Origin of the sequence: Guyparkeria halophila (assembly GCF_034479635.1) — a bacterium.
GTDB classification, from domain to species: domain Bacteria; phylum Pseudomonadota; class Gammaproteobacteria; order Halothiobacillales; family Halothiobacillaceae; genus Guyparkeria; species Guyparkeria halophila.
In genome coordinates, this window is the sequence record NZ_CP140153.1 from 1,518,063 (window position 1) to 1,541,174 (window position 23,112).

Annotated in this window: 12 protein-coding genes; 9 read left to right on the forward strand and 3 right to left on the reverse strand. The window is 67.3% G+C overall.

Features of this window, described 5'->3' with window-relative positions; all coding sequences use genetic code 11:
- Positions 1-26: 26 nt before the first annotated feature.
- The 3 genes from malQ to glgC form a co-directional block, all read right to left on the reverse strand.
- Positions 27-1,475, reverse strand: coding sequence for a 4-alpha-glucanotransferase (malQ, locus tag SR882_RS06955; protein ID WP_322520532.1), 1,449 nt, complete (start codon positions 1,473-1,475; stop codon positions 27-29).
- Positions 1,472-3,190: a glycoside hydrolase family 57 protein gene (locus tag SR882_RS06960; RefSeq protein WP_322520533.1), complete on the reverse strand. Its 1,719-nt coding sequence runs from the start codon at positions 3,188-3,190 to the stop codon at positions 1,472-1,474. The genes malQ and SR882_RS06960 overlap by 4 nt, the downstream gene beginning before the upstream one ends.
- A gap of 100 nt (positions 3,191-3,290) precedes the next feature.
- On the reverse strand, positions 3,291-4,562 hold the full coding sequence (gene glgC, locus SR882_RS06965; protein ID WP_407653304.1) for a glucose-1-phosphate adenylyltransferase: 1,272 nt from the start codon (positions 4,560-4,562) through the stop codon (positions 3,291-3,293).
- A gap of 325 nt (positions 4,563-4,887) precedes the next feature.
- On the opposite strand from glgC, the gene glgB reads away from it, so the two are divergent.
- From glgB to SR882_RS07010, 9 genes are all read left to right on the forward strand, one after another.
- Positions 4,888-7,062, forward strand: coding sequence for a 1,4-alpha-glucan branching protein GlgB (gene glgB, locus SR882_RS06970; protein ID WP_322520534.1), 2,175 nt, complete (start codon positions 4,888-4,890; stop codon positions 7,060-7,062).
- A 149-nt stretch (positions 7,063-7,211) separates the two neighbouring features.
- The gene (glgA, locus tag SR882_RS06975) at positions 7,212-8,660 is read left to right on the forward strand and encodes a glycogen synthase GlgA (RefSeq protein WP_322522399.1); all 1,449 of its coding nucleotides are present in this window, start codon (positions 7,212-7,214) and stop codon (positions 8,658-8,660) included.
- Positions 8,657-10,858, forward strand: coding sequence for a DUF1631 family protein (locus SR882_RS06980; protein WP_322520535.1), 2,202 nt, complete (start codon positions 8,657-8,659; stop codon positions 10,856-10,858). The genes glgA and SR882_RS06980 overlap by 4 nt, the downstream gene beginning before the upstream one ends.
- The gene (locus SR882_RS06985; protein ID WP_322520536.1) at positions 10,848-11,243 is read left to right on the forward strand and encodes a PilZ domain-containing protein; all 396 of its coding nucleotides are present in this window, start codon (positions 10,848-10,850) and stop codon (positions 11,241-11,243) included. The genes SR882_RS06980 and SR882_RS06985 overlap by 11 nt, the downstream gene beginning before the upstream one ends.
- 234 nt (positions 11,244-11,477) lie before the next feature.
- The gene (purL, locus tag SR882_RS06990) at positions 11,478-15,407 is read left to right on the forward strand and encodes a phosphoribosylformylglycinamidine synthase (RefSeq protein WP_322520537.1); all 3,930 of its coding nucleotides are present in this window, start codon (positions 11,478-11,480) and stop codon (positions 15,405-15,407) included.
- A 51-nt stretch (positions 15,408-15,458) separates the two neighbouring features.
- Positions 15,459-16,367: a DMT family transporter gene (locus SR882_RS06995; RefSeq protein ID WP_322520538.1), complete on the forward strand. Its 909-nt coding sequence runs from the start codon at positions 15,459-15,461 to the stop codon at positions 16,365-16,367.
- A complete protein-coding gene (locus SR882_RS07000) occupies positions 16,355-18,376 on the forward strand; it encodes a UvrD-helicase domain-containing protein (RefSeq protein WP_322520539.1) in 2,022 nt (673 codons plus the stop codon). The genes SR882_RS06995 and SR882_RS07000 overlap by 13 nt, the downstream gene beginning before the upstream one ends.
- Positions 18,377-18,528: 152 nt before the next feature.
- Entirely contained in the window at positions 18,529-19,860 is a 1,332-nt protein-coding gene (locus SR882_RS07005; RefSeq protein WP_322520540.1) for an efflux RND transporter periplasmic adaptor subunit, read from the forward strand.
- A complete protein-coding gene (locus tag SR882_RS07010; protein ID WP_322520541.1) occupies positions 19,857-22,991 on the forward strand; it encodes an efflux RND transporter permease subunit in 3,135 nt (1,044 codons plus the stop codon). Before SR882_RS07005 ends, SR882_RS07010 begins: the two co-directional genes overlap by 4 nt.
- Positions 22,992-23,112 lie beyond the last annotated feature (121 nt).

Genomic DNA, 23,112 nt, shown 5'->3' on the forward strand with positions numbered 1-23,112 from the left:
ATCGGGGGGCTTGCAGGCGGCGTCGGTCAAGCAAGACGATCGTGCCGCGCGAGCCGGACACGCATTTCTCGGGCGAGCTCGTCATCCAGGGCGGCGGCGGGCAAATGCCAACACCAGTTGCCCTCCCGAGTGCCAGGGACATTGATGCGCGCCTCCGACCCCAGGCCCAGCAAATCGCCGATCGGCAGGATGGCGAGATTCGCCGGGGAGGCCAATGCCGAGTCGATCATTGCCTCCGGCATGGGCGTGGCCGGGTCGATGCCCTGCATCGCCTCGAGCCACCGCCTCACGCGCGCCCTCATGGCCTCGTCGAGCGAACGCCACCAGCCCAAGGTGGTGTCGTTGTCGTGCGTGCCGGTGTAGACCACGCAGTTGGGTCGATGGTGTCTGGGCAGGTGAGGATTGTCCTCGTCACCGTCGAAGGCGAAATGCAGCACCACCATGCCGGGCAGACCGAAATCATCGCGCAGCGCGATCACGTCGGGGGTGATCACGCCCAGGTCTTCCGCCACCAGGGGCAAGTCGTCCCCACCGACGGTTTCCAGCGCTTCGAGCAGCGCCGCGCCGGGTCCAGGCACCCATTGCCCCCCGGTGGCGTCGGGATCGTCGACGGGGATCGCCCAGTAGGCGGCAAGCCCGCGGAAGTGGTCGATCCGGACCCAGTCGTACAAGGCCAGGTGACGGGCCAACCGCTGCTTCCACCAGGCGAATCCATCCTCGGCCATTTGCTGGAAATCGAACAGGGGATTGCCCCAGCGTTGCCCGGTCGCCGAAAAATAGTCCGGTGGCACGCCGGCCACCACGCTCGGACGGCCGCTGGCATCCAACTGAAACAGGGGTCGATGCGCCCAGACATCGGCCGAGTCACCGGCCACGAAGATCGGCAGATCACCGAACAGGCAGATCGACCGCTCGCGCGCCTCGTCGCGCACCGACTGCCATTGCCGCTCCAGCAGAAACTGCTCGAAGGCGATCGCCTCGATACGCGTCGCATGCTCCTGTTCGAAGGCCTGCATGGCCTGGGGGTCACGATCACGAAGACCGACGGGCCAGTTCAGCCAGCAACGGCCGTGCTGGGCTTCGCGAATGGCCATGAAACGCGCGTAGTCTTCGAGCCAGTGCGATTCCCGGTCGCGAAATTCCGCAAACGCCGCACATAACGCCTTGCTGACCCCTTCTCCCCGCCGGCGCGCGCTCACCGGGGTCGAGATCTGGAAGGCTGGGTCGGCGGCCAGATCGCTTTCATCGAGGTACGCCGGCTCCAGGGCGAACGACGACAGGCACTGGTAGGGACTGTTGTCGGGATGGGTGGGGCCCAAGGGCAACACCTGCCAGACGGACAGCCCCGACCGCTCCAGGAAAGCCAACACCTCGTGGGCATCCCTGCCGAACCCGGGCGAGGCCAGGCTGCCGATGGGCAGGAGCACGCCCGCCCGCCGACGCGTCGCCGGGGGTTCGTGGGGCTCGATGCTCACGCCTGTCCTCGACGCATCGTGCCGCCGCCGCTGACCCGCCCGGCCGCGTCGCTCGGCACGCTGATGGGCTCGTCCAGACTGGCCGGTACCGCCACGTCGATCAGTTCATACAGGCGCGCCAGTTGGAGGCGAAACAGCCGGTCGAAATCGCGCGTCGCCTCGGCGGGATTGTCTTCCCCGAACCACCAGAACCAGTCCGAGCCCTCGCAGACCGCCAGTTGCTGGGCGTTGCGAGCCCGGGTGGAGTGATCCCAGTCCCCGGCGGACTCGGCGTCGACGTAGGCCTGACGGGCCTCGACCAGCCGATCCCAGGCCCGGTTCTTGGCGGGCTCGCCGACCCAGGTGGCAAGGTTGCCGTAGACCCAGCTGCCGGCGACCAGCGCCTTCAATTCCACCGCCTGCGGTTCTTTCTCGAGGAAAGCCGAGAAGGTGGTCATCTCGATGCGGGAATGAGCCGAGAGGTGCTTGTAAAGCCCGTCGAGCAACCAGAAACCGTTGTCCGGATAATGCTCCCAGGCATTCTCGCCGTCGAGGATGATCGGCACCAACGGCATGTCGACGCCGAGGTGGTCACAGGTTTCGGCGATCGAGACCAGGTGATGCACGAGATCGTCGACCGCATCGTCGGCATGCCAGTTCTGGTAGTCGAAGCCGATACGATCGGAAAGCCCGTCGTCGCGGAAGAACAACCGCAGCCCCTGCCCCGGCCGACCATAAACCTGGTGATCGCAGTGCAGTGTCTGGTGGGCCTGGTTCAGGCTGTTTCTCAGCACCTGCTGGCCACTGGCCGCCCAGGCAAAGCCGGCCTGATCGAGCAGACGACAGGTGGCATCGGAGATGGCCCCTTCGGCCGGCCAGCAGCCGGCGGGCTCACGCCCCAACAGACGACGGAACACGGCCCGTCCCCGTTCGATGTGCCAGCGGCTGCGCTGATCACCGTCGGGGTAGTCCTCGGCCTGCGGTTGCGGAGCACCGGGCTCGGCCTCCCGTCCGGCGCGCAGATCCTGCAAGAGCGGTGTGATCGGGTGCGCGTAGGGCGTCATCGACAATTCGATCTGGCCACGATCGGCCAGGGCGGCAAACCGATCGAACAACCCGCCAATGGTCTCGCCGATCACGCCCAGCAGCGAACGACGTGATTGGGCATCAAAGCCGCCCTCGTACTCGAGCAGACCGCTGATGGTGGGGTTCGTCTGTCGCAGGGTCTCGCCGCACCAGGCCAGGTGGTACCATACCGACAAGTCACCGATGAACGCATCGCTGGCGTAACCGGCCGGATCCCTGGATTGCAGCAGCGCCTCGGCCGTCTCGACCAGCCGCGCCAGTGGGGCAAATCGCTCGATCATGCGCTCGCGGTTGGCGCGTAGTAACGCCTCGAGCACGCCCAGACGCTGCTCGCCCGTGAGTGCGCCCGGCTCGGCGAGACTCACCAGCAACGGATCGCGAAGCTCGCTGATATCCCCGTCACGCCGGTAGGCCTCGATCTGAGTGGCGTAATCCTCAAGTTGCTCGAGGAGTATCGGAACGAAATTGACCACCACCCGGGCATCGGGCCAGCGCTCGAGGTGCGCGGCCATGTCGGCGTAATCCTTGATCGCGTGCAGGTAGGTCCAGGGTTGCTGGTAGACCCCGTCACGCGGGTCGCGGTACTCCGGCTGATGCATGTGCCAGAGAAACACGACCGGCAGCGGTCTCGAGGGGAGCGTGGTTGGCATGCCGAATCACCCAGCTGGGCGCCCCAGGCGCCCGGTTATTCGCGAAAGACGCTGTCCCGGCATCGCCCCGGGGAATGACCCGGGGCGATCAGGATCGATATCAGCGCACCATGTGCAGTTTCTGTCCCAGCATTTGCGGCGTGACCAGCACCACACCCTCGGGACTGACCTCGAATCGTTCCCGATCGGCCTCCAGGTCGACCCCGATCTGCATGCCCGGCGGAATCAGGCAGCCCTTGTCGATCACCGCCCGACGTACCTCGGCGCCCTCGCCCACCTGCACGTTGGGCAGGATCACGGCATCCTCGACGTAGGCCTGTTCGCGCACCATCACGTTCGAGAACAGCAGCGAGTGGCGCACGACCGCGCCGGAGATGATGCAGCCACCACTGACCATCGAATCGATGGCCATGCCCCGGCGACCATCCTCGTCGAAGACGAACTTCGCCGGCGGCAACTGTTCCTGGTAGGTCCAGATCGGCCAGTCGGTATCGTAGAGGTTGAGATCGGGCTGGACCCCGATCAGCTCGAGGTTCGCCGACCAGTAGGCATCAATGGTGCCCACGTCGCGCCAGTAGGGTTGATCGGTCAGTCCCGGCTCACGGAACGGGTAGGCATAGACCTGGTGCTCCTCGATCAGGCGCGGGATGACGTTCTTGCCGAAATCGTGCTCGGAATCGGGGTCGTCGGCATCCAGAATCAACTGCTCGAACAGGAAATCGGTGCGAAAGACGTAGATCCCCATCGAGGCGAGCGACGTGTCGGGCGAACTCGGCATGCGCGGCGGGTCGTCGGGCTTCTCGACGAAGCTCTCGATCCGTCCCTCGCGATCGATCCCCATCACGCCGAAAGCGCGGGCCTGCTCGACCGGCACCTCGATGCAGCCGATGGTCAGATCCGCGCCCTTCTCCACGTGATAGGCGATCATGGGACCGTAATCCATCTTGTAGACGTGATCGCCGGCCAGGATCAGGGTGTATTCGGACTCGTGCGCGCGCAGGATGTCGATGTTCTGGTACACGGCGTCCGCCGTGCCGCTGTACCAGGACTGGTCGTTCATGCGTTGCTGTGCGGGCAGCAGCTCGACAAACTCGCCGCGGGCGACGTGGTTGCCACCCCAGCCAAGCTGGACGTGCTTGATCAGCGAGTGCGCCTTGTACTGTGTCAGCACGCCCATGCGGCGAATGCCGGAATTGACGCAGTTGGATAGCGGGAAGTCGATGATGCGGAACTTGCCCCCGAACGGCACGGCCGGCTTGGCACGCCAGTCGGTCAACTGACGCAGACGCGAGCCACGTCCACCGGCAAGGACCAGGGCCAGTGTGTCCCTGGTGATTCGACTGACCAGTCGCTTGGGGCTGTCGACAATCATCCCGAGTTTCCTCTCGCGTTCCATGTGGTCGAAACCAGCGGCTAACCGCCAATCAAAAGCCTAGCGCATCCGTGTTTCCGGGGTATAACAATTTTGAGTCATGAAGCCCCGCACCGGAAACGCCAGGCCGTGCAAATGATCCTGTTTCCCCAAGTCGTGCCGGTAGGTGGAAGCCCGGCAACGCGGCCTTCGCACCTGTCACCCCGGAACGGGAGCCTCGCTGCGGGCTCGCTGCGACCCGGCGCCTATGCCATAGTCGGGGCAGCGAATCCGCCAGGCATCGCCGACAGCGCGCACCAGCGCCAACTACCGGGATCGAAACCGCATGGAAAACGACCTTCAAGCCATTGTCGATGCGCGCCACCACGACCCGCACCGGGTGCTGGGCGTGCATGCCACCGATAACGAAACCCTCCGGCTACGTACCTATCAGCCTCACGCCGCGTCGGTGGAGACCGTCGATCAGGACGGCGAGCCGATGGCACTGACCGCCCACCCGGAATGCCCGGGCCTGTTCGAGGCGACCCTGCCGCGGGCCTGGGCCCCCAAACATCCGGCGTATACCGTCATCATGCCGGACGGGCACCGATACGAGATCGTCGATCCCTACAGTTTCCTGCCCACCGTCGGTGAACTCGACCTGCACCTGTTCGCCGAAGGCCGCCATCTGCAGTTGTGGCAGATGCTCGGCGCCCAGGTGCTCTCGGTCGACGAGGTGGTCGGCACCCGCTTTGCGGTGTGGGCACCCAATGCCGAGCGCGTCAGCCTGGTCGGCAGCTTCAACGACTGGGACGGCCGTCGTCATCCCATGCGCGTGCTCGGTGACAGCGGCGTCTGGGAACTGTTCGTTCCCGGTGTCACGGTCGGCGATCTCTACAAGTTCGAGATCACCAGCCACCTCACCGGCGAAACGCAACTGCGCACCGATCCGGTCGGCCGCGCCTTCGAAATGCGCCCCGACACCGCCGCCATCGTACCGGCCTTCCAACCCTATGAATGGCACGACGACGACTGGATGGCCCGCCGCGAGCAATGGCAATGGGACCAGGCGCCCATGGCGACCTACGAGGTGCACCTGGGCTCCTGGCGGTTGCCCGACGGGCAGTTTCCCAGTTACGACCAACTGGCCGACCAGCTGATCCCCTACGTCCAGGAACGGGGCTTTACCCACATCGAGTTGCTGCCGGTCACCGAACATCCCTTCGATGCCTCCTGGGGCTACCAGACCACCGGCTATTTCGCCCCCACCAGTCGCTTCGGCAGCCCGGTCGCCTTCTGCCGTTTCGTCGATCGGGCGCATGCCGCCGGCATCGGCGTGATCCTCGACTGGGTTCCCGCGCATTTCCCGCGTGACGAGTTCGCCCTGGCGCGGTTCGACGGTAGCGCCCTCTACGAGCACGACGACCCCCGCCGCGGCGAACATCGTGACTGGGGCACCCTGATCTTCAACTACGGCCGGCGCGAGGTGCAGAACTTCCTGATCGCCTCGGCGCAGTACTGGGTCGAGCAATTGCACCTCGACGGGCTGCGGGTCGACGCGGTGGCATCGATGCTCTACCTCGATTACTCCCGCCAGGCCGACGACTGGCTGCCCAACCGCCACGGCGGGCGGGAGAACCTCGAGGCGATCGATTTCCTGCAGCGGCTCAACCACACGATCCTGTCGCGCAACCCCGGCACGTTGATGATGGCCGAGGAGTCCACTGCCTGGCCGATGGTCTCCCGGCCGCCGGAGCACGGCGGGCTGGGCTTTTCCATGAAGTGGAACATGGGCTGGATGAACGACTCGCTGGCCTACTTCAGCGAGGATCCGCTGCACCGCCCGTATCACCACAACCTGCTGACCTTCGGCCTGCTGTACGCCTTCTCGGAAAACTTCGTCCTGCCGCTCTCCCACGACGAGGTCGTGCATGGCAAGCGCTCCCTGCCCAACAAGATGCCGGGTGACGAATGGCAACGTTTTGCCAATCTGCGCCTGCTGCTTGCCTGGCAGTACACCTTCCCCGGCAAGAAGCTCCTGTTCATGGGGACCGAATTCGGCCAGGGCAACGAGTGGTCGCATGCCCGAGAGCTGGACTGGTGGATGCTCGACTATCCGTTGCATCAAGGCATCCAGGCCCTGGTCGACCAACTCAATTTCCGCTATCGGCACGAACCGGCGTTACACGAGCGCGATTTCGACGCCGGCGGATTTGCCTGGATCGACTGCAACGACCGCAACCAGTCGGTGATCAGCTTCTGTCGTCACGGCCATTTCGAAACCGTGGTGGTGGTCTTCAACTTCACGCCGGTCGACCGCCCCGGCTACCGCATCGGTGTCCCGGAGCCCGGGCGATACCAGGTGCTGTTGAACACCGACAGCGAGGGCTTTGGTGGCGCGGGCCACAACCCCTCGCCCGGCACGGCCGAGACCACCCCATGGCATGATCAACCATGCAGCCTTACCCTCGACTTGCCCGGCCTGTCGGCGATCGTGCTCAAGCACGGCGGCGAGGGGTAACTCCCGCTGTGCCGAACCACGGCGTTCCGATAACATGCGATACTTGGCGGTTTGGGAAACACATCCCACGTTGTCCCGGGGCGTGACGCCCGTCCGGCGTGGCCCCACCCGGCCGCCGCAACTGATATCAAGGAGATACCGACGTGTCGCTGTCTGTGCTGTTTGCGACGAGTGAAGCCTATCCCCTGATCAAGACCGGGGGGCTCGCCGACGTCTCCGGGGCGTTGCCCGCCGCGCTGACCGAGTTGGGCGTCGACGTGCGCCTGGTTCTGCCGCGCTACGGCGACCTGGCCCTGCGCGAGGACCAGACCACCGAGCATCTCGCACGTCTTGACGTGCTCGGTCAGCCGGTCGACATCCTGCACACCGTCATGCCCGACAGCGGCGTGCGCGTCTACCTGGTGGACCACCCCACCTTCTCCGCCCGCCAGGGAAATCCCTACATGGGGCCGGACGGCAACTCCTGGCACGACAACCCGGACCGGTTTGCCCTGTTCGCCCGCGCGGCGGTCGCCGTCGCCACCGGCGAGGTCGATCCCGACTGGCACCCGGACGTGGTGCACGCCAACGACTGGCAGACGGGCCTGATCCCGGCCCTGCTCCACGAGGCCGAAAAGCCGCAGACCGTCTTCACCCTGCACAACCTCGCCTACCAGGGCGTGTTCGACCGTTCGACCTTCGAACGCCTCGGGCTGCCCTGGAGCCTGTGGCGACCCGACGGAGTCGAGTTCTGGGGCAACATGTCCTTCATCAAGGGCGGCATCGTGTTCGCCGACCGCATCACCACGGTAAGCCCCAACTACGCCCGGGAAATCCAGACGGCGGAATTCGGTTACGGCCTGGATGGCCTGCTGCGCCATCGCAGTGATGCGTTGGTCGGCATCCTCAACGGCATCGGGTCGGACTGGGATCCGGAGATCGACCCGGCCCTGGTCACGCCTTACTCCCACGACAATCTCGACGGCAAGGCGACCAACAAGGCCGCCCTTCAGAAAGAGCTCGGTCTGCCGATACGGGATGACGTGCCCCTGATCGTGCACGTCGGTCGGCTGGTGGAACAGAAAGGGATCGACCTGGTCATCCAGGCCCTGTCCATGCTGGGTCAGCGCGACGTGCAGTTTGCCTGCCTCGGCAGCGGCGAGCGCCGCTTCGAACAGGCGCTGCGGGCACGCGCCGAGGCCGATCCCGAACGTATCGCCGTGCGCATCGGCTACGACGAGGGACTGGCCCACCGACTGGAGGGGGGTGGCGATGCGTTCATCATGCCGAGTCGTTTCGAGCCCTGCGGGCTCAACCAGCTCTACAGCCTCAAGTACGGCACCGTGCCGATCGTCCACAGCGTCGGTGGCCTGGCCGACACGGTCACCCCGGTCACCCCGGCCACCCTGCGTGACGCCACCGCCACCGGCATCGTGATGAGCCACGTCGACGTCACCTCGATCCTCTGGTCGATCGACGAATTCGCCGCGTTGTTCAAACGACCCGACGACCTGATGCAGGTACGCCAGCAGGCCATGGCCCAGGAGTACGACTGGGGCGCGAGCGCCCGCTCGTATCTCGAGCTCTATCAAGCGATATCGAACGCTGAAACGAAATGATGAATCGATTCCAGACCAGCCCTGCCCAGGTCCGCAACGAATTGGCCCGCCTGATGGGGGCCGCGTTGCACGAGGGCGTCAAGCGGCTGTTCGCCCAGGTCGAGCGGCGACTGTTCGACCAGGCCTCGACCGAGACCGACAACGATCGGCGGGCCGAGGCGTTTGAGGCCATCGCCCAGTCTCGCAGCGAGCAGGAGGACTTCTACCGCGCCTTTGCCCAGACCCTGCTGGAGCCGGCGGCCGACTGGCAGCAAACCGAATGGCATCAACTGATCGGCGATCGCACCCGCGCACTGGCGTTTGAAGACAAGCTCGCCGAGGCCGGCCAGCGCTGCGGCATCGAACACACCCAATTCGAGGCCCGCATCGGTCAGCTGCACGGCGATGACCCGGAGAACGTCCCCGCCGGCCTGTTCACGCTCGAATCGATCAGCCGAGCGTTTCTCGCCCGGACCCGCGACTTGCCGGCCGCTGTACGGCACCGACTGATCGCCCACTGGGCCGACCAGGTGCTGTTCCGGCTCACCCCGATCTACTCGGTACTCAATGATTACCTGATCCAGGTCGGCGTCCTGCCCGGCATCAAGCGACTGCGCGACCCGCTGGCCGACGCGGTCCCGCTCGGCGCGCCGCCGACCGCCCAACCGACCGTGCCCGATGTGCCGCAACACGCCGGTCCCTCGCCCGACGCACTGGCCGATCGGTTGGTACCGCTGGTGCGCGCCAGCATTGACGGCGACGACCAGTACCAGTTCCGCTTCGAGCGCGACCAGGACTGGCGTGCCGAGGATTTCGCCGCGTTCATTCAGGATCGCCTTGAGCCCACCCTGCCGGCCGCCAACTGGCCGACCCGCAGTCGGGAAGTGATTCGTCTGGTCGGCATGACCTTGAGCGACGTGCTCAACGACGGGCTGATCGATCCGCGTCATCGCCGCCAGATCGCCACGCTGCAACTGGCGGTATTGCTGCTCGCATCGAGAGATCGGCACTTTCTCTCCGACGCCGATCATCCGCTGCGCCGCATCCTCAACCTGCTCGCCCTGATCGGCTCGGACCCGGATCTCAAGCCGGATATCGAGTCGACCGCGTCCATCCTCGGCCCCATCCAGCAGGCCGTGCTGGACAACCCCGCCGAGCTTGACGCCCTCGCCGAGCGCCTGCGTGACATCTCGCGCGGCAAGCCGGTCGAATCGCCGGAGCCGGCCGTCACCCCAGCGCACGAGCGCCTGGCCCAGATCGAGGAACGCTGCCGTCTCCGTGTCAGCAAGATCCTCGCCGGTCATGTCAACGACACGCCGGTGCGCGCGCCCACCAGCGCCCTGCTCGACGAGGTATTCCAGCCGTTCATGGTCCGCACCATGATCAACCAGGGTCGGCAAAGCGCCCCCTGGGCCGGGATCATCGGTCTGCTCCAGGATGCCCTGACCCTGCAGCTCGATCCCACGCTGGGCCCGGACGACGTCAAGGCATTCGCCCGCGAGGCCTCGCGGGTATTCAACGACACGACCAGCGACGGCCTGCTCGGCGAAGAACAGCAGGCCCTGGATGCCTTCATCGAGTATCTCGACCACCAGAGCCGCGACAGCCTGGACCTGCCCGAGCCGCCTCGGTCGACACCGGTGGCTGCCGAACAACCACCGACGAGCGCCAACGACGACAAGCCGGCGGCCCAGTCCGAGCCGGTCGATACCCTGACGATTCCCTCGCCGGTTGCCGAGACGGACACGGCATCGGCCCACCCGAGCACCGACGGCACCCGGGATGACAGCGCGGATAACACCACGGACCACGTGCGCGTCGCGCCGGATGCGCCGGATGCGCCAGATGCGCCGGAAGACGCGGGCACCAGCGAGCCGGCAGCCACCGCGAGCCACATCCCCACCGACGGGCTGCTGCTCGCCTCGCTCGCCGTCGTTCAGACGTTTTTCGATCAGCAGAGCGCGAGCGAGGAATGGTTCGAGGTATACACCGGGCCCGGACGTGCCCTGCGTCGCCTGAAGATCCGGGATCTCGACACCGACAACGGCGTGATCAACTTCGCCAACCGCACCGGGCAGGCGAAGCTTAGCCTTCCGGTCGGGCAGGTACTCGATGACCTGTTCGCCGATCGCACACGGCTGGTGTTCGGCAACCCGCGGTTCGCCCGCTCGCTTGTCGAACTGCGCGGCCAACTGGAGGAGCATCGCGATGAACATTGAACGCGCGACCCGCCCCAGCGACGAAGAGCGCCACCGCGACCGCCGCGATTTCACGCGTCTCGACAAGACCGGCACCGGCCTGCTGCGCCTGGCCGGCGAATCCCACCCCGTGGGCAGCGGACACATCATCGACATCAGCGCCAACGGCCTGAATCTGTGCTGCGACGCCGGCTGGGCCGACCGGGTAACCCCCGGCATGTCCGTCGAGGTGGTCGCGCGCCTGGAGGAAAACACCGAGCCGTTCTACCTGCTTGGCGAGGTGATCTGGTTTCGCCCCCTCGGCAATGGTGAATGCCAGATCGGCATCGAGCTGCCATTGCCCGGAGTAAAACCCGACCTGCCGCGCAACGACAACCGCGACTGGCGGGCCCTCTTTCTGGCCTGAGAACGGCCAGGCGATCTGAACGGCCTGCCTGATTCGCGGTCAGCCGGGCCCCGCGACACCCCCTCGGCCGGCACCCAGGCGATCAGCCCACCGTCCGCCCCCAGAGCCTGCCGTGGTTGTCGACAGGCTGTTGTACAATTCACGCCCTCAGCACGCGCCGCCCTGCGACCGCCTTGCGCGCCCCGTGCCTGCCACCCGACACACACCGACCCAGGCGACACGCCCGACCGACCTATGCGAATTATTACCGGCAACGCCGCTCGATCCCCGTTTCGACTCGCCAAGCTCCAGCAGCGACTGGCCGCCATACATCCCGGGATCGAGGCCGTGCACGCCCGGTTCGTGCACCTGGTCGATACCCACGACGGCGGGCAGATCGACGAGGCCCGCCTCGAGGAGCTCCTCGACTACGGCGAGCCGGTGGAAGACTGGTCGGACGTCTGGCCGCGCATCGTCGTCGCGCCCCGGACCGGCACCATCTCGCCGTGGTCGAGCAAGGCCACCGACATTGCCCGCATCTGCGGTCTCGACCGCATCGATCGCATCGAACGCGGCATCGAGTTCGCCGTGTCCGGGCACTCGATCAACGCCGATGACTTCGACTGGCGCCCGGCACTGCTCGAGGTGCTGCACGACCGCATGACCGAGTCGGTCTACACCGACGAGGCCTCGCTCGAGGCCCTGTTCACCCACGCGCAACCCGCGCCGCTGTCACGCATCGCCCTTGGCGATGACGCCCAGGGGGCGATCGCCACGGCCAACCAGCGCATGGGGCTGGCCCTGAGCGATGACGAGGTGGAATATCTCGCCAGCGCCTACGCCCGACTCGAGCGCGATCCGACCGACGTTGAACTGATGATGTTCGCGCAGGCCAACTCCGAGCACTGCCGCCACAAGATCTTCAACGCCGACTGGACCATCGACGGCGAGGAGCGCGACCTGTCGCTGTTCGCGATGATCCGCAACACCCACCAGCGCCATCCCGACGGCACGCTGTCGGCCTACAAGGACAACGCCGCGGTGCTCCAGGGCCAGGACGGCACGCGCTTTGCGGTCAATCCCGTCACCGGCAACTACGAGACGGTCGACGAACGCATCGACTTTCTCGCCAAGGTCGAGACGCACAACCACCCCACCGCCATCTCGCCCGACCCGGGTGCGGCCACCGGCGCCGGCGGCGAGATCCGCGACGAGGGCGCCACCGGTCGTGGCGGCAAACCCAAAGCCGGCCTGAGCGGTTTTTCGGTCTCCAATCTGCGCATCCCCGAACTGCCGCAGCCCTGGGAGGCGGCCACCGCCGACATCGGTCGGCCGGACCGCATCGTCAGCCCGCTGGAGATCATGCTAGACGGCCCGATCGGCACGGCGGCATTCAACAACGAGTTCGGTCGCCCGGCACTCGGCGGCTATTTCCGCACGCTGGAGATGAACACCGGCGAGGACGAAGGCGCGCACCAGCGCCACGCCTGGGGTTATCACAAGCCGATCATGATCGCCGGCGGCGTCGGCGTGATCCGCCCCAACCTGATCGAAAAAGAGCCGATCGCCCCCGGCCATCTGCTGATCGTGCTGGGTGGCCCGGCCATGCAGATCGGGCTGGGCGGCGGTGCCGCCTCCTCGCAGGATTCCGGCGCCGGCCACGCCGAGCTGGATTTCGCCTCGGTGCAGCGCGCCAACCCGGAGATGGAGCGCCGTGTCCAGGAAGTCATCGACCGCTGCATCTCGCTCGGGGATACCAACCCGATCGTCTCGATCCACGACGTCGGCGCCGGCGGGCTGTCCAACGCCCTGCCCGAGCTGATCAACGATGCCGGCATGGGCGGCGACTTCGACCTGCGCCAGATCCCCAACGACGAGCCGGGCATGACGCCGCTGGCGATCTGGTGCAACGAGTCGCAGGAGCGTTACGTGCTGGCCATCCAGCCCGGCGACCTCGAGCGTTTCGCCGCCCTGTGCGACCGTGAGCGCGCGCCCTTCGCGGTGGTCGGCACGGCCACCGCCGAACAGCACCTGCGCGTCGCCGACCCGCACTTCGGTGATAACCCGGTCGATCTGCCGATGCAGACGCTGTTCGGCCACCCGCCCAAGATGCATCGCGACGTCAAGCACCAGCCGCACAGCAGCATCGATCTCGATCTCGACGGCATCGAGGTCAACGCCGCACTCGATCGCGTACTGGCCCTGCCCGGCGTCGGTGACAAGAGCTTTTTGATCACCATCGGGGATCGCTCGGTCGGCGGCCTGGTCGCCCGCGACCAGATGGTCGGCCCGGCCCAGGTGCCCGTGGCCGACAGCGCGGTCACCTCGACCGATTTCTACCATCATCACGGCGAGGCGATGGCCATGGGCGAGCGGGCCCCGGTCGCCCTGCTTGATGCCCCGGCTTCCGCCCGGCTGGCGCTGGCCGAGGTGGTCACCAACCTGGCCGGTACCGCCATCGACGGCACCGACCGCATCAAGCTCTCGGCCAACTGGATGGCCGCCTGCGGCCATGACGGCGAGGATGCGCGCCTGTTCGACACCGTGCGCACCGTGGGCATGGAGTTCTGCCCGGCACTGGGCATTGCCATCCCGGTGGGCAAGGACTCGCTGTCGATGAAGACCCGCTGGCAGGACGGCAAGACCGAAAAGACGGTCACCTCGCCGGTCTCGCTGGTGGTCACCGGCTTCGCCCCGGTCAGCGACGTGCGTCGCACCCTGACCCCGGAACTGGTCTCGGACGTCGACAACCGCCTGTTCCTGGTCGACCTGGGCCTGGGGCAGAACCGCCTGGGCGGCTCGGCACTCGCCCAGGTCTACAACGCGACCGGGTCAACCACACCGGACATCGCCCCGGCCCCGCTCAAGGCCTTCTTCGACCTGACCCAGGAGCTCAACCGCCTGGGTTATCTCACCGCCTACCACGACCGCAGCGACGGCGGCGCGATCACCACCCTGCTGGAGATGGCCTTTGCCGGCCGCTGCGGGCTGGATCTCTCCATCGACGGCCTGGGCGGCGATCCGATGGCCGGGCTGTTTGCCGAGGAGGTCGGTGCCGTCTTCCAGGTCAAGGCCGGCGATGCCGAGTTCATCCGCGAGCAATTCGAGGTCGCCGGGCTGGGCGAGGCCCTGATCGAGCTGGGCCGCGCGGTCGCCAAGCCGCAGGTCCATGTCGACTGGCGCGGCAAGACCCTGATCGAGCGCCCGCTGACCGACCTCAAGGCCATCTGGTCAGCGACCTCGTTCCATCTGAGCGCCCTGCGCGACAATCCGGAAACCGCCGAGCAGGCCTATGCCGCGGCAACCGACCTGGACGACCCGCAACTGGCCGGTGCCGGGGCGAGCTTCGATGTCAGCCAATCCGTCGCTGCCCCGATGATCGCCACGGGCACACGCCCACGGATCGCGATCCTGCGCGAACAGGGTGTGAACGGCGAGGTCGAGATGGCCGCCGCCTTCACCGCCGCCGGATTCGAGGCCGTCGACGTGCACATGGCCGACCTGATCGCCGGCCACCACGATCTGACCGACATGAAGGGGCTGGTCGCCTGCGGTGGCTTCTCCTTCGGTGACGTGCTCGGCGCCGGTTCGGGCTGGGCCCACGCGATTCGCTACAACGCCCGGGCCAGTGACGCCATGCAGGCGTTCTTCGAGCGCGACGACACCTTCGGTCTGGGCGTATGCAACGGCTGCCAGATGTTCTCGCAGCTGGCCGACCTGATCCCGGGCGCGGCCCATTGGCCGCGATTCCTGCGCAATCGCTCCGAGCAGTTCGAGGCACGACTCTCGCTGGTCGAAGTGCCGCAGTCGCCCTCGATCCTGCTGGCCGGCATGGCCGGCAGTCGCCTGCCGATTACCGTCGCCCACGGCGAGGGTCGGGTGGCCTACCGCCGTCCCGAGGATGCCGAACAGGCCTTCACCGCCCTGCGCTACGTCAACGGCCACGGCATCGCCACCGAACAGTATCCGGCCAACCCCAACGGCTCGGCCGCCGGCGAGACCGGCTTTACCACCGAGGACGGCCGTTTCACCATCATGATGCCGCACCCCGAGCGGGTCTGGCGGGCGAGCCAGTTCTCGTGGCGCCCGGACCGCTGGTCGGCCGATCAGCGCGATCCGGACACCGATCGCGGCCCGTGGCTGCGTCTGTTCGAGAACGCCCGCGCCTGGGTCGGCGGCTCGTGACGCCCGACATGCAACCCCACCGCCTGCCGCGCGCCTGACGTGTCGCCCGCGATGACAGCGGGCGCGCGCATCCCGCCCACGCTCATCCTGATGTCGGGCTCCACCCTGTGGGGCCTGACCTGGATCTGGCTGAAATACGCCCACGCGCTGGGCATCGGCCCGATCCTGCTCACCGTGATCGCCTACGCGGCGCAATGGTTGATCATCCTGCCGTTTGCCTGGCGTGCCTGGCACGACCCGGCACGCCCACCGATCACCCGGCTGAACTGGGAATGGCTCGCCCTGTTGGCCTTCGCCGCCGGCGTATCGGGCACGGGTTTCACCATGGCGATGGTCTACGGCGACGTCGTCCGCTCGATGATGCTGTTCTTCCTGATCCCTGCCTGGGGCGTGCTCTTCGGCCGTTTTTTCCTCAAGGAGCCGCTGACACCCGCCCGCGTCCTCGCGGTCATCAGCGCCCTGGGCGGGGCGTTTTTGATTCTCGGCCCGGACTTTGGTGACGGCTTGCGTGCCGCGGACCTGTTCGCGCTGGTCGCCGGCTTTAGCCTGGCCGCGGCCAACACCCTGTTCCGGTTTCTCCACGAGCAGCCCATCCCGATCAAGCTCAGCCTGATGCAGGGCTCCACGGTGGCACTCGGCCTGATCGCCTGGTCCCTGTCCACCGAATTCGGCGTGGCACCGACGCTCTCGGCGGTCGGCAGCAGCGCGCTCTACGGGGCGACCATGCTGCTGGCCGCCGTGCTGGCCACGCAATACGCCGTCGAACGCCTGCCCGCCTCGCGCACCGCCATCCTGATGACCCTGGAGCTCTTGGTGGCCGTCGCCTCGGCGACCTGGCTGGGGGATCGCATCCACGGGGCCCACGTCTGGACCGGGGGGGCATTGATCCTCGCCGCCGCCCTGCTCGAGGCGGCAACCGCCCGTCACCACCGCCCACCGGTCGCGCCATGCAAGGGCTGAACCCCCAGCAACAGGCCGCGGTTCGCCACATCGACACGCCGCTGCTGGTGCTCGCCGGCGCGGGGTCGGGCAAGACGCGCGTGATCGTCGAGAAGATCGTTCACCTGATCGAGTCCAAGGGCACACCCGCCCGGGCCATCTGGGCGGTGACCTTCACCAACAAGGCCGCGCGCGAGATGGGCGAGCGGATCGGCCAGCGCCTGCCCGCCGAGCGCCGTCGCGGCCTGAATATCTCGACCTTCCATACCCTCGGGCTGAACCTGATCCGCCGCGAGATCCGCACCCTCGGCCTGCGCCCCGGTTTCACCGTGCTGGATGCCGAGGACAGCCTCAACCTGTTCAAGTCGCTGCTGCAGCAGAACGACTCGGCCGCGGGCATGATCGAGCCCAAGGAGGCCCAGTGGCAGATCTCGCAGTGGAAGAACGACCTGCTCACCCCGACCCAGGCGGCCGAGACCAGTGCCGACGAGGTCGAGGCCGCCTGCGCGTCGCTGTACAGTGACTACGCCCGGCAACTGACCGCCTGCAACGCGCTCGATTTCGACGACCTGATCAAGCGCCCGGTCGAGCTCTTGCGCGACGATCCCGAGGCGCGCGAACGCTGGCAGAACCGGGTGCGCTATCTGCTGGTGGACGAGTACCAGGACACCAACGCCAGCCAGTACGAGCTGGTCCGCCTGCTGGTGGGCAAGCTCGGCCGACTGACGGCCGTGGGCGACGATCACCAGTCGATCTACGCCTGGCGCGGGGCGCGCCCGGAGAACCTCTCGCAGCTTGCGCGCGACTTCCCCAATCTCACCACCATCAAGCTCGAGCAGAACTATCGCTCGGTGAACACCGTGCTCTCGGCGGCCAACCAGCTGATCGCCAATGACCCGACCACCCAGCCCAAGACCCTCTGGAGTGCGGTCGGGCCCGGCGAGGCCCACCGAGTGCTGGTCTGCGATACCGCCGAGGACGAGGCCGAGCGCATCGCCACCGACATCCTGCACCGGCACTTCAAGGACGATTCGCCCTACCGCAACTTCGCGATCCTGTTCCGCGGCAACCACCAGGCGCGCCTGATCGAGCAGCAGCTGCGCAAGCTCTCGATCCCCTACATCCTCACCGGCGGCCAGTCGTTCTTCGAGCGCGCCGAGGTCAAGGACGCCATGGCCTACCTGCGCCTGATGGCCAACCCGTCCGACGATGCCGCCTTGCTGCGCATCATCAACACCCCGCGGCGCGGCATCGGCCCGACCACCCTCGAGCGCCTGGGCCAGATCGCCCGCGAACGCCACGTCCATCTGGCTGCCGCCGCCCGGTCCGTGACCGCCGCGCAACGGCTCGATACCCGCGTGCATCACCAACTGACCCAGTTTCTCGACTGGCTGGATGCCACCCGGGCGCGCATGGACGAGCAACCGGCCAGCGATGCCATGCGCACCATGCTCGAGGAGATCGACTACTTCGGCTACCTGCGCGAGCAGGAGAACAGCGCCAAGGCGGCCGAGCGTCGCTGGACCAACCTGCAGGACTGGCTCGAATGGACCGAACGGATCGCCGTGGACAACGACAGCGGTGAATCCCTCTCGCTGACCGAACTGGTTCAGAAGATGAGCCTGCTGGGCATCCTCGAGCAGAAGACCCGCGACCAGGACGACAACGCGGTGCGCCTGCTGACCCTGCACGCCGCCAAGGGGCTGGAGTTCCCGCATGTCTATCTCACGGGCATGGAGGAGGACCTGCTGCCCCACCAGGACTGCCAGGAAGACGATCGACTGGCCGAGGAGCGACGCCTGTGCTTTGTCGGCATCACCCGCGCCCAACGCAGCCTGACCTTCACCCTGACCCGGCGACGGCGACGCTACGGCCAGTGGCGCGATATCCAGCCCAGCCGTTTTCTCGAGGAGGTCGAATCCGACCTGCTCCGCTGGGAAGGCATCGGCGTGCAGAAAAGCGAGGAGGAAAGCCGGGCGACCGCCGCCGAGGCGATGAGCGCGATCCGTGCCATGCTGGGCAAACCGTGATGCCGACACCCGGTCGATTAGTTTTACTGATTTGGCATTAGTGCCGCAACGCAAACCCCGGGGCGATTTGCTATGCTTCGGGCGCCTGATTCCGTGACCCGACACCCGGTCACGCCCGTCCAGTTGCCTGCGCGAAGGACCAGCGGAACACCATGCAGCCATCCGATACCCCCTCCGATACCCCGTCGCGTTCCTCCCGACCGCGGCGCTGGCTGTTTCGGTTCCTGCTTCCCCTGCTGATCCTCGCGGTCGCGATCGCCGCCTTCCTCGCCCTCAAGGCCAGTCGGCCCGACGCCCCTCAGGCCACGCCCGAGGAGCGCGCCTGGCTGGTCGAGACCATGATCGTCGACCCGGCCACGCGCCACCCGGTGCTGACGCTATACGGCGAGATCGCCAATCCCGACCGGCTCTCGATCAACGCCCCGCTCTCCGCGCGCGTCGCCGCCGTACCGGTCGAGGATGGCCAGTCCGTGACCCAGGGCGAGCGCCTGGTCGAACTCGATCGCCGCGATTTCCAACCGGCCCTATCACGCGCCCGGGCCAATCTCGCCGATCTCGAGGCGCAGATCCGCGAAGTGCGCGCGCAACACCAATCCGATCGCCAGGCACTGGCCCTCGAACAGGAAATCGTCCAGAACGCCGAGACGGCCCTGTCGCGCAGCCGCGACTTGCGGGCGCGCAACCTAGCCTCGCAAGCCGATGTCGACAACGCCCGCGATACCCTCAGCCAGGCCCGACTCGCCCTGAACACCCGGCGCGAGCGCCTGTCGACGTTCGATGCCCGCCTGGCCGGTCTCGAGGCCCGCCGCGATGCCGCCGAGGCCGACGTGATGGCGGCCGAACGCGATCTGGAACGCGCCCGCGTCGACGCCCCGGCCGACGGCCTGATCGGCAACGTCGAGGTCACCGCGGGTGACCAGGTCGGCGCCAATGCAACCCTCCTGACCTTCTACCCCTGGAACGGCTTCGAGGCGCGCGCGCTGATTCCCTCCACGCGGGTCGGCTCGATGCTCGAGGCATTGCAGGCCGGTGATCCGCCCCGGGCCCGCACCCACGAGACCGGGGCGTTGCTCGAGCTCGAGCGCATTGCCGCCGAGGCCAGCGGCCAGGGGGCGACCGGACTGTTTGGCTTTGTCGATCCCGACCACTCGCTGCGCGCCGGCCAGGTGCTGACGATCGAGCTCGACATGCCGGCGGTCGAAGATGCCGTCGCCATCCCGCACAGCGCGCTCTACGGCAACGATCACGTCTACCGGATCCGCGACGGACGACTCGAGCGCGCCCAGGTCGAGCGGCTGGGCGAATACCGCGGCGATGACGCGATGGGCGGGAAAGGCGCCCTGCTGGTACGCGCCCCGTCCCTGACCGTCGGCGATCGCCTGGCGACCACCCAGCTGCCCAATGCCGTCGACGGGCTGCGGGTGCGTTGGGAGGACGCCAGGACCGAGTCCGGTGATACCTCCCCCACCGGGACCGCGGAATGACCGACGGGCAACCGCGCGGCGTACTGGAGCGCTTTGCCCGTCACCGGGTGGCCGCCCACCTGGTGATGCTGCTGATGATCCTCGGCGGGCTGTTCGCCATCTCGCGGATGAACATCCAGTTCTTCCCCAATTTCGCGGTGGACATCGTCAGCGTCTCGGTGGTCTGGACCGGCGCCTCGGCCGAGGACGTCGAGCGGGGCATCACCAACCCGCTCGAGGAACGCCTGCGCGCCGTGCCGGACGTGGACACCATGACGTCCACCTCCGCGCAGGGCATCTCCACCATCACGCTGGAATTCCTGCAGGGCACCGACCCGGTGCTCGCGCTCAATGACGTCCGCGAGCAGGTCGATACCTTCCGCAACTTCCCGGCCGACGCCGAAAATCCGCAGATCAGCCGGGCGCCGAAGTTCGATCCGGTCGCCCGGCTGCTGGTCTACGGCGATGTCGAGCGCGGCGCCCTGCGCCAGTGGGTCGATCGTTTCGAGCGCGAACTGATCGACCGGGGCATCGACCGGGTCAACGTCAACGGCGTGCCCGAGCAGCAAATCTCGATCGAGGTGCCCTCCGCCTCGCTGGTGGCCCTGGGCCAATCCCTGCCGCAGCTCTCGGAGACGATCAACGCCCTGTCGCGCGACGTGCCGGCGGGCGAATTCGGCAGTGCCGACGGCGGACGGGAACTGCGGGCCGTCGAGCAACGCCGCCGACCGCTGGAGTTCGCCAACCTGTCGGTGATCAGCAGCCCGCAGGCGCGGCTCGACCTCGACCAGATCGCGCAGATCCTGCAGGAGCCGCGGCGCGATTCGCTGCTGCTGCGCTTTGAAGGCATGCCGGCGGCCGAACTGGTGCTCCAGCGCGCCGAGCACGGTGACAGCCTCGAGTCGGCGCGCGCCCTGCAGCAGTGGGTCGACGAGACCCGCCCGACCTTGCCGCCCGGCCTGCACGTCAAGGCCTATGACCAGTCCTGGCAACTGATCCGCGACCGCATCAACCTGTTGGTCACCAACGGCGCCGGCGGCCTGATCCTGGTGCTGGTGCTGCTGTACCTGTTCCTGCCCGGGCGCGTGGCCTTCTGGGTGGCAGCGGGCATCCCGGCGGCCTTTCTCGCCGCCCTGGCGATCCTGTGGCTGATCGGCGGGTCGATCAACATGATCTCGCTGTTCGCCCTGATCATGGCCCTGGGCGTGATCGTCGACGATGCGATCGTGGTCGGCGAGGACGCCGATGCGCATTTCCGCCATGGCGAGGCGCCCCTGCTTGCCTCGCAGGGGGCGGCGCGACGGATGTTCTGGCCGGTGATGGCCTCCTCGCTGACCACCATCGCCGCCTTCATGCCGCTGCTGGTGGTCGGCGGTACCATCGGCCAGATCCTGCGCGACATCCCGGTGGTGATGATCTGCGTGATCGCCGCCTCGCTGGTCGAGGCGTTCCTGGTCCTGCCCGGCCACCTGCGCGGCGCGTTCAGCGGTCGCCACCGCGACGACCAGCTCCAACAACGACAACCCGGGCGCATGGCTCGTTTCCGCGCCGGGTTCGATCGCCGGTTCGACCACTTCCGTCAGCGCCACTTCCGACCCGCCGTGCGCTTCGCCATTGGCCACCGCGCCGTCACCCTGGCGACCGCGGTGGCCACCGTGATCCTGGCCGTCGGCCTGTTGGCGGGCGGGCGACTGGGCTTTACCTTCTTCCCGACCCCCGAGTCTCAGATCGTCTACGCCAACGCCACCTTCGTCGCCGGCACCGACCGCGAGCGCATGGCCGGGTTCATGGACGAGCTGGAACGCAGCCTCAACGAGACCGAAGCGGAACTGGGCGAGACGCTGGTCCAGACTGCGATCACCCGCCTGGGCGGCACCATCGGGGCCGAAAGCGGCACACAGGGCGACCAGCTCGGCTCGATGCTGATCGAGCTGGTCGAGCCGGATGCCCGCACCACCCGCAACGCCGAGTTCATTCGCACCTGGCGGGAGAACGCCCGCATGCCGCCGGGCATGGAAAACTTCTCGATCAGTTCGCGCCAGGGCGGGCCGCCGGGCGCCGACCTGACCGTGCGCCTCAAGGGCGGAACCACCGATGATCTCAAGGCCGCGGCCGTCTCCCTGGCCGAGACCCTCAAGGGGGTGCCGGGGGTGGTCGATGTCACCGACGACCTGCCCTACGGCCGCCAGCAGATCACCTTCTCGGTCAATGCCCAGGGCCGGGCGCTGGGCCTGACCACCAGCGATGTCGGCAACCAGCTGCGCGCGGCCTACGACGGGGCGCTGAGCCAGATCTACCAGTCCGGCCCGGACGAGGTGGAGGTGCGTGTGCTGTTGCCGCGCGCCGAACGCCGCCAGATCGGCTCGCTCGACGACCTGAGCATCCGCACCGACGACGGCAGCTTCGTGCCGCTGCGCCAAGTGGTCGATCTCGGCTCGCAACGGGGCTTCGAGGCCATCCGCCATGCCGAGGGCGTGCGCGCCGTGGAAGTCTCTGCCGAGATCAACCGCGAATTGGCCAACGCCGAAAATCTGCGCGCCGCGCTCGAGCGCGACACCCTGCCGGAACTGGCCAGCCGCCATGGCATCGGCTACAGCTTCGAGGGCCGCCAGGCCGATCAGCGCGAGACCATGGCCGACATGAAATTCGGTCTCTACCTGGGCCTGGCGTTGATGTACGTCGTGCTGGTGTGGGTGTTCTCCGCCTGGACGATGCCGCTGATCGTGCTCACGGTGATCCCGCTCGGGCTGGTCGGGGCGATCTTCGGCCACTGGGCGATGGGCATCGAGCTGACCATCCTGTCGCTGTTCGGCCTGTTCGGCCTGTCGGGAATCGTGGTCAACAACGCCATCATCCTGGTCGCCTTCTACCGCGACCAGCTCGAGGCCGGGCTGCCTGTCGACGAGGCGCTGGAGCAGGCCGCCGTTCAGCGCCTGCGCGCGGTGATGCTGACCTCGTTGACCACCATCGGCGGGCTGACCCCGCTGCTGTTCGAGACATCCTTGCAGGCGCAGTTCCTGATCCCGATGGCCACCTCGATCGCCTTCGGCCTGGGCTACTCCACCCTGCTGGTGCTATTCGTCATCCCGGCCCTGCTCTCGCTGCGCGAGAGCATCAGCCAACGCGTCATGCCGGCGCAAACCGCTGCCTGAGCCCGGTCCGCAATAGCGTGATTTGTCGGGCTAAAGCCCGACCTACGGGCGATGTGGCCGCCGTGCCCCTTGTAGGTCGGGCTTCAGCCCGACACGCTGAGACCCGATCGTGCTCGGGTCG

What these genes read in the sequence shown, in the direction of transcription:
- SR882_RS06960 (WP_322520533.1), bottom strand. Translation starts at nt 3,190, where the DNA reads ATGCCAACCACGCTCCCCTCGAGACCGCTGCCGGTCGTGTTTCTCTGG.
- glgC (WP_407653304.1), bottom strand. Translation starts at nt 4,562, where the DNA reads ATGATTGTCGACAGCCCCAAGCGACTGGTCAGTCGAATCACCAGGGAC.
- glgB (WP_322520534.1), top strand. Translation starts at nt 4,888, where the DNA reads ATGGAAAACGACCTTCAAGCCATTGTCGATGCGCGCCACCACGACCCG.
- SR882_RS06980 (WP_322520535.1), top strand. Translation starts at nt 8,657, where the DNA reads ATGATGAATCGATTCCAGACCAGCCCTGCCCAGGTCCGCAACGAATTG.
- SR882_RS06985 (WP_322520536.1), top strand. Translation starts at nt 10,848, where the DNA reads ATGAACATTGAACGCGCGACCCGCCCCAGCGACGAAGAGCGCCACCGC.
- purL (WP_322520537.1), top strand. Translation starts at nt 11,478, where the DNA reads ATGCGAATTATTACCGGCAACGCCGCTCGATCCCCGTTTCGACTCGCC.
- SR882_RS06995 (WP_322520538.1), top strand. Translation starts at nt 15,459, where the DNA reads ATGACAGCGGGCGCGCGCATCCCGCCCACGCTCATCCTGATGTCGGGC.
- SR882_RS07000 (WP_322520539.1), top strand. Translation starts at nt 16,355, where the DNA reads ATGCAAGGGCTGAACCCCCAGCAACAGGCCGCGGTTCGCCACATCGAC.
- SR882_RS07005 (WP_322520540.1), top strand. Translation starts at nt 18,529, where the DNA reads ATGCAGCCATCCGATACCCCCTCCGATACCCCGTCGCGTTCCTCCCGA.
- SR882_RS07010 (WP_322520541.1), top strand. Translation starts at nt 19,857, where the DNA reads ATGACCGACGGGCAACCGCGCGGCGTACTGGAGCGCTTTGCCCGTCAC.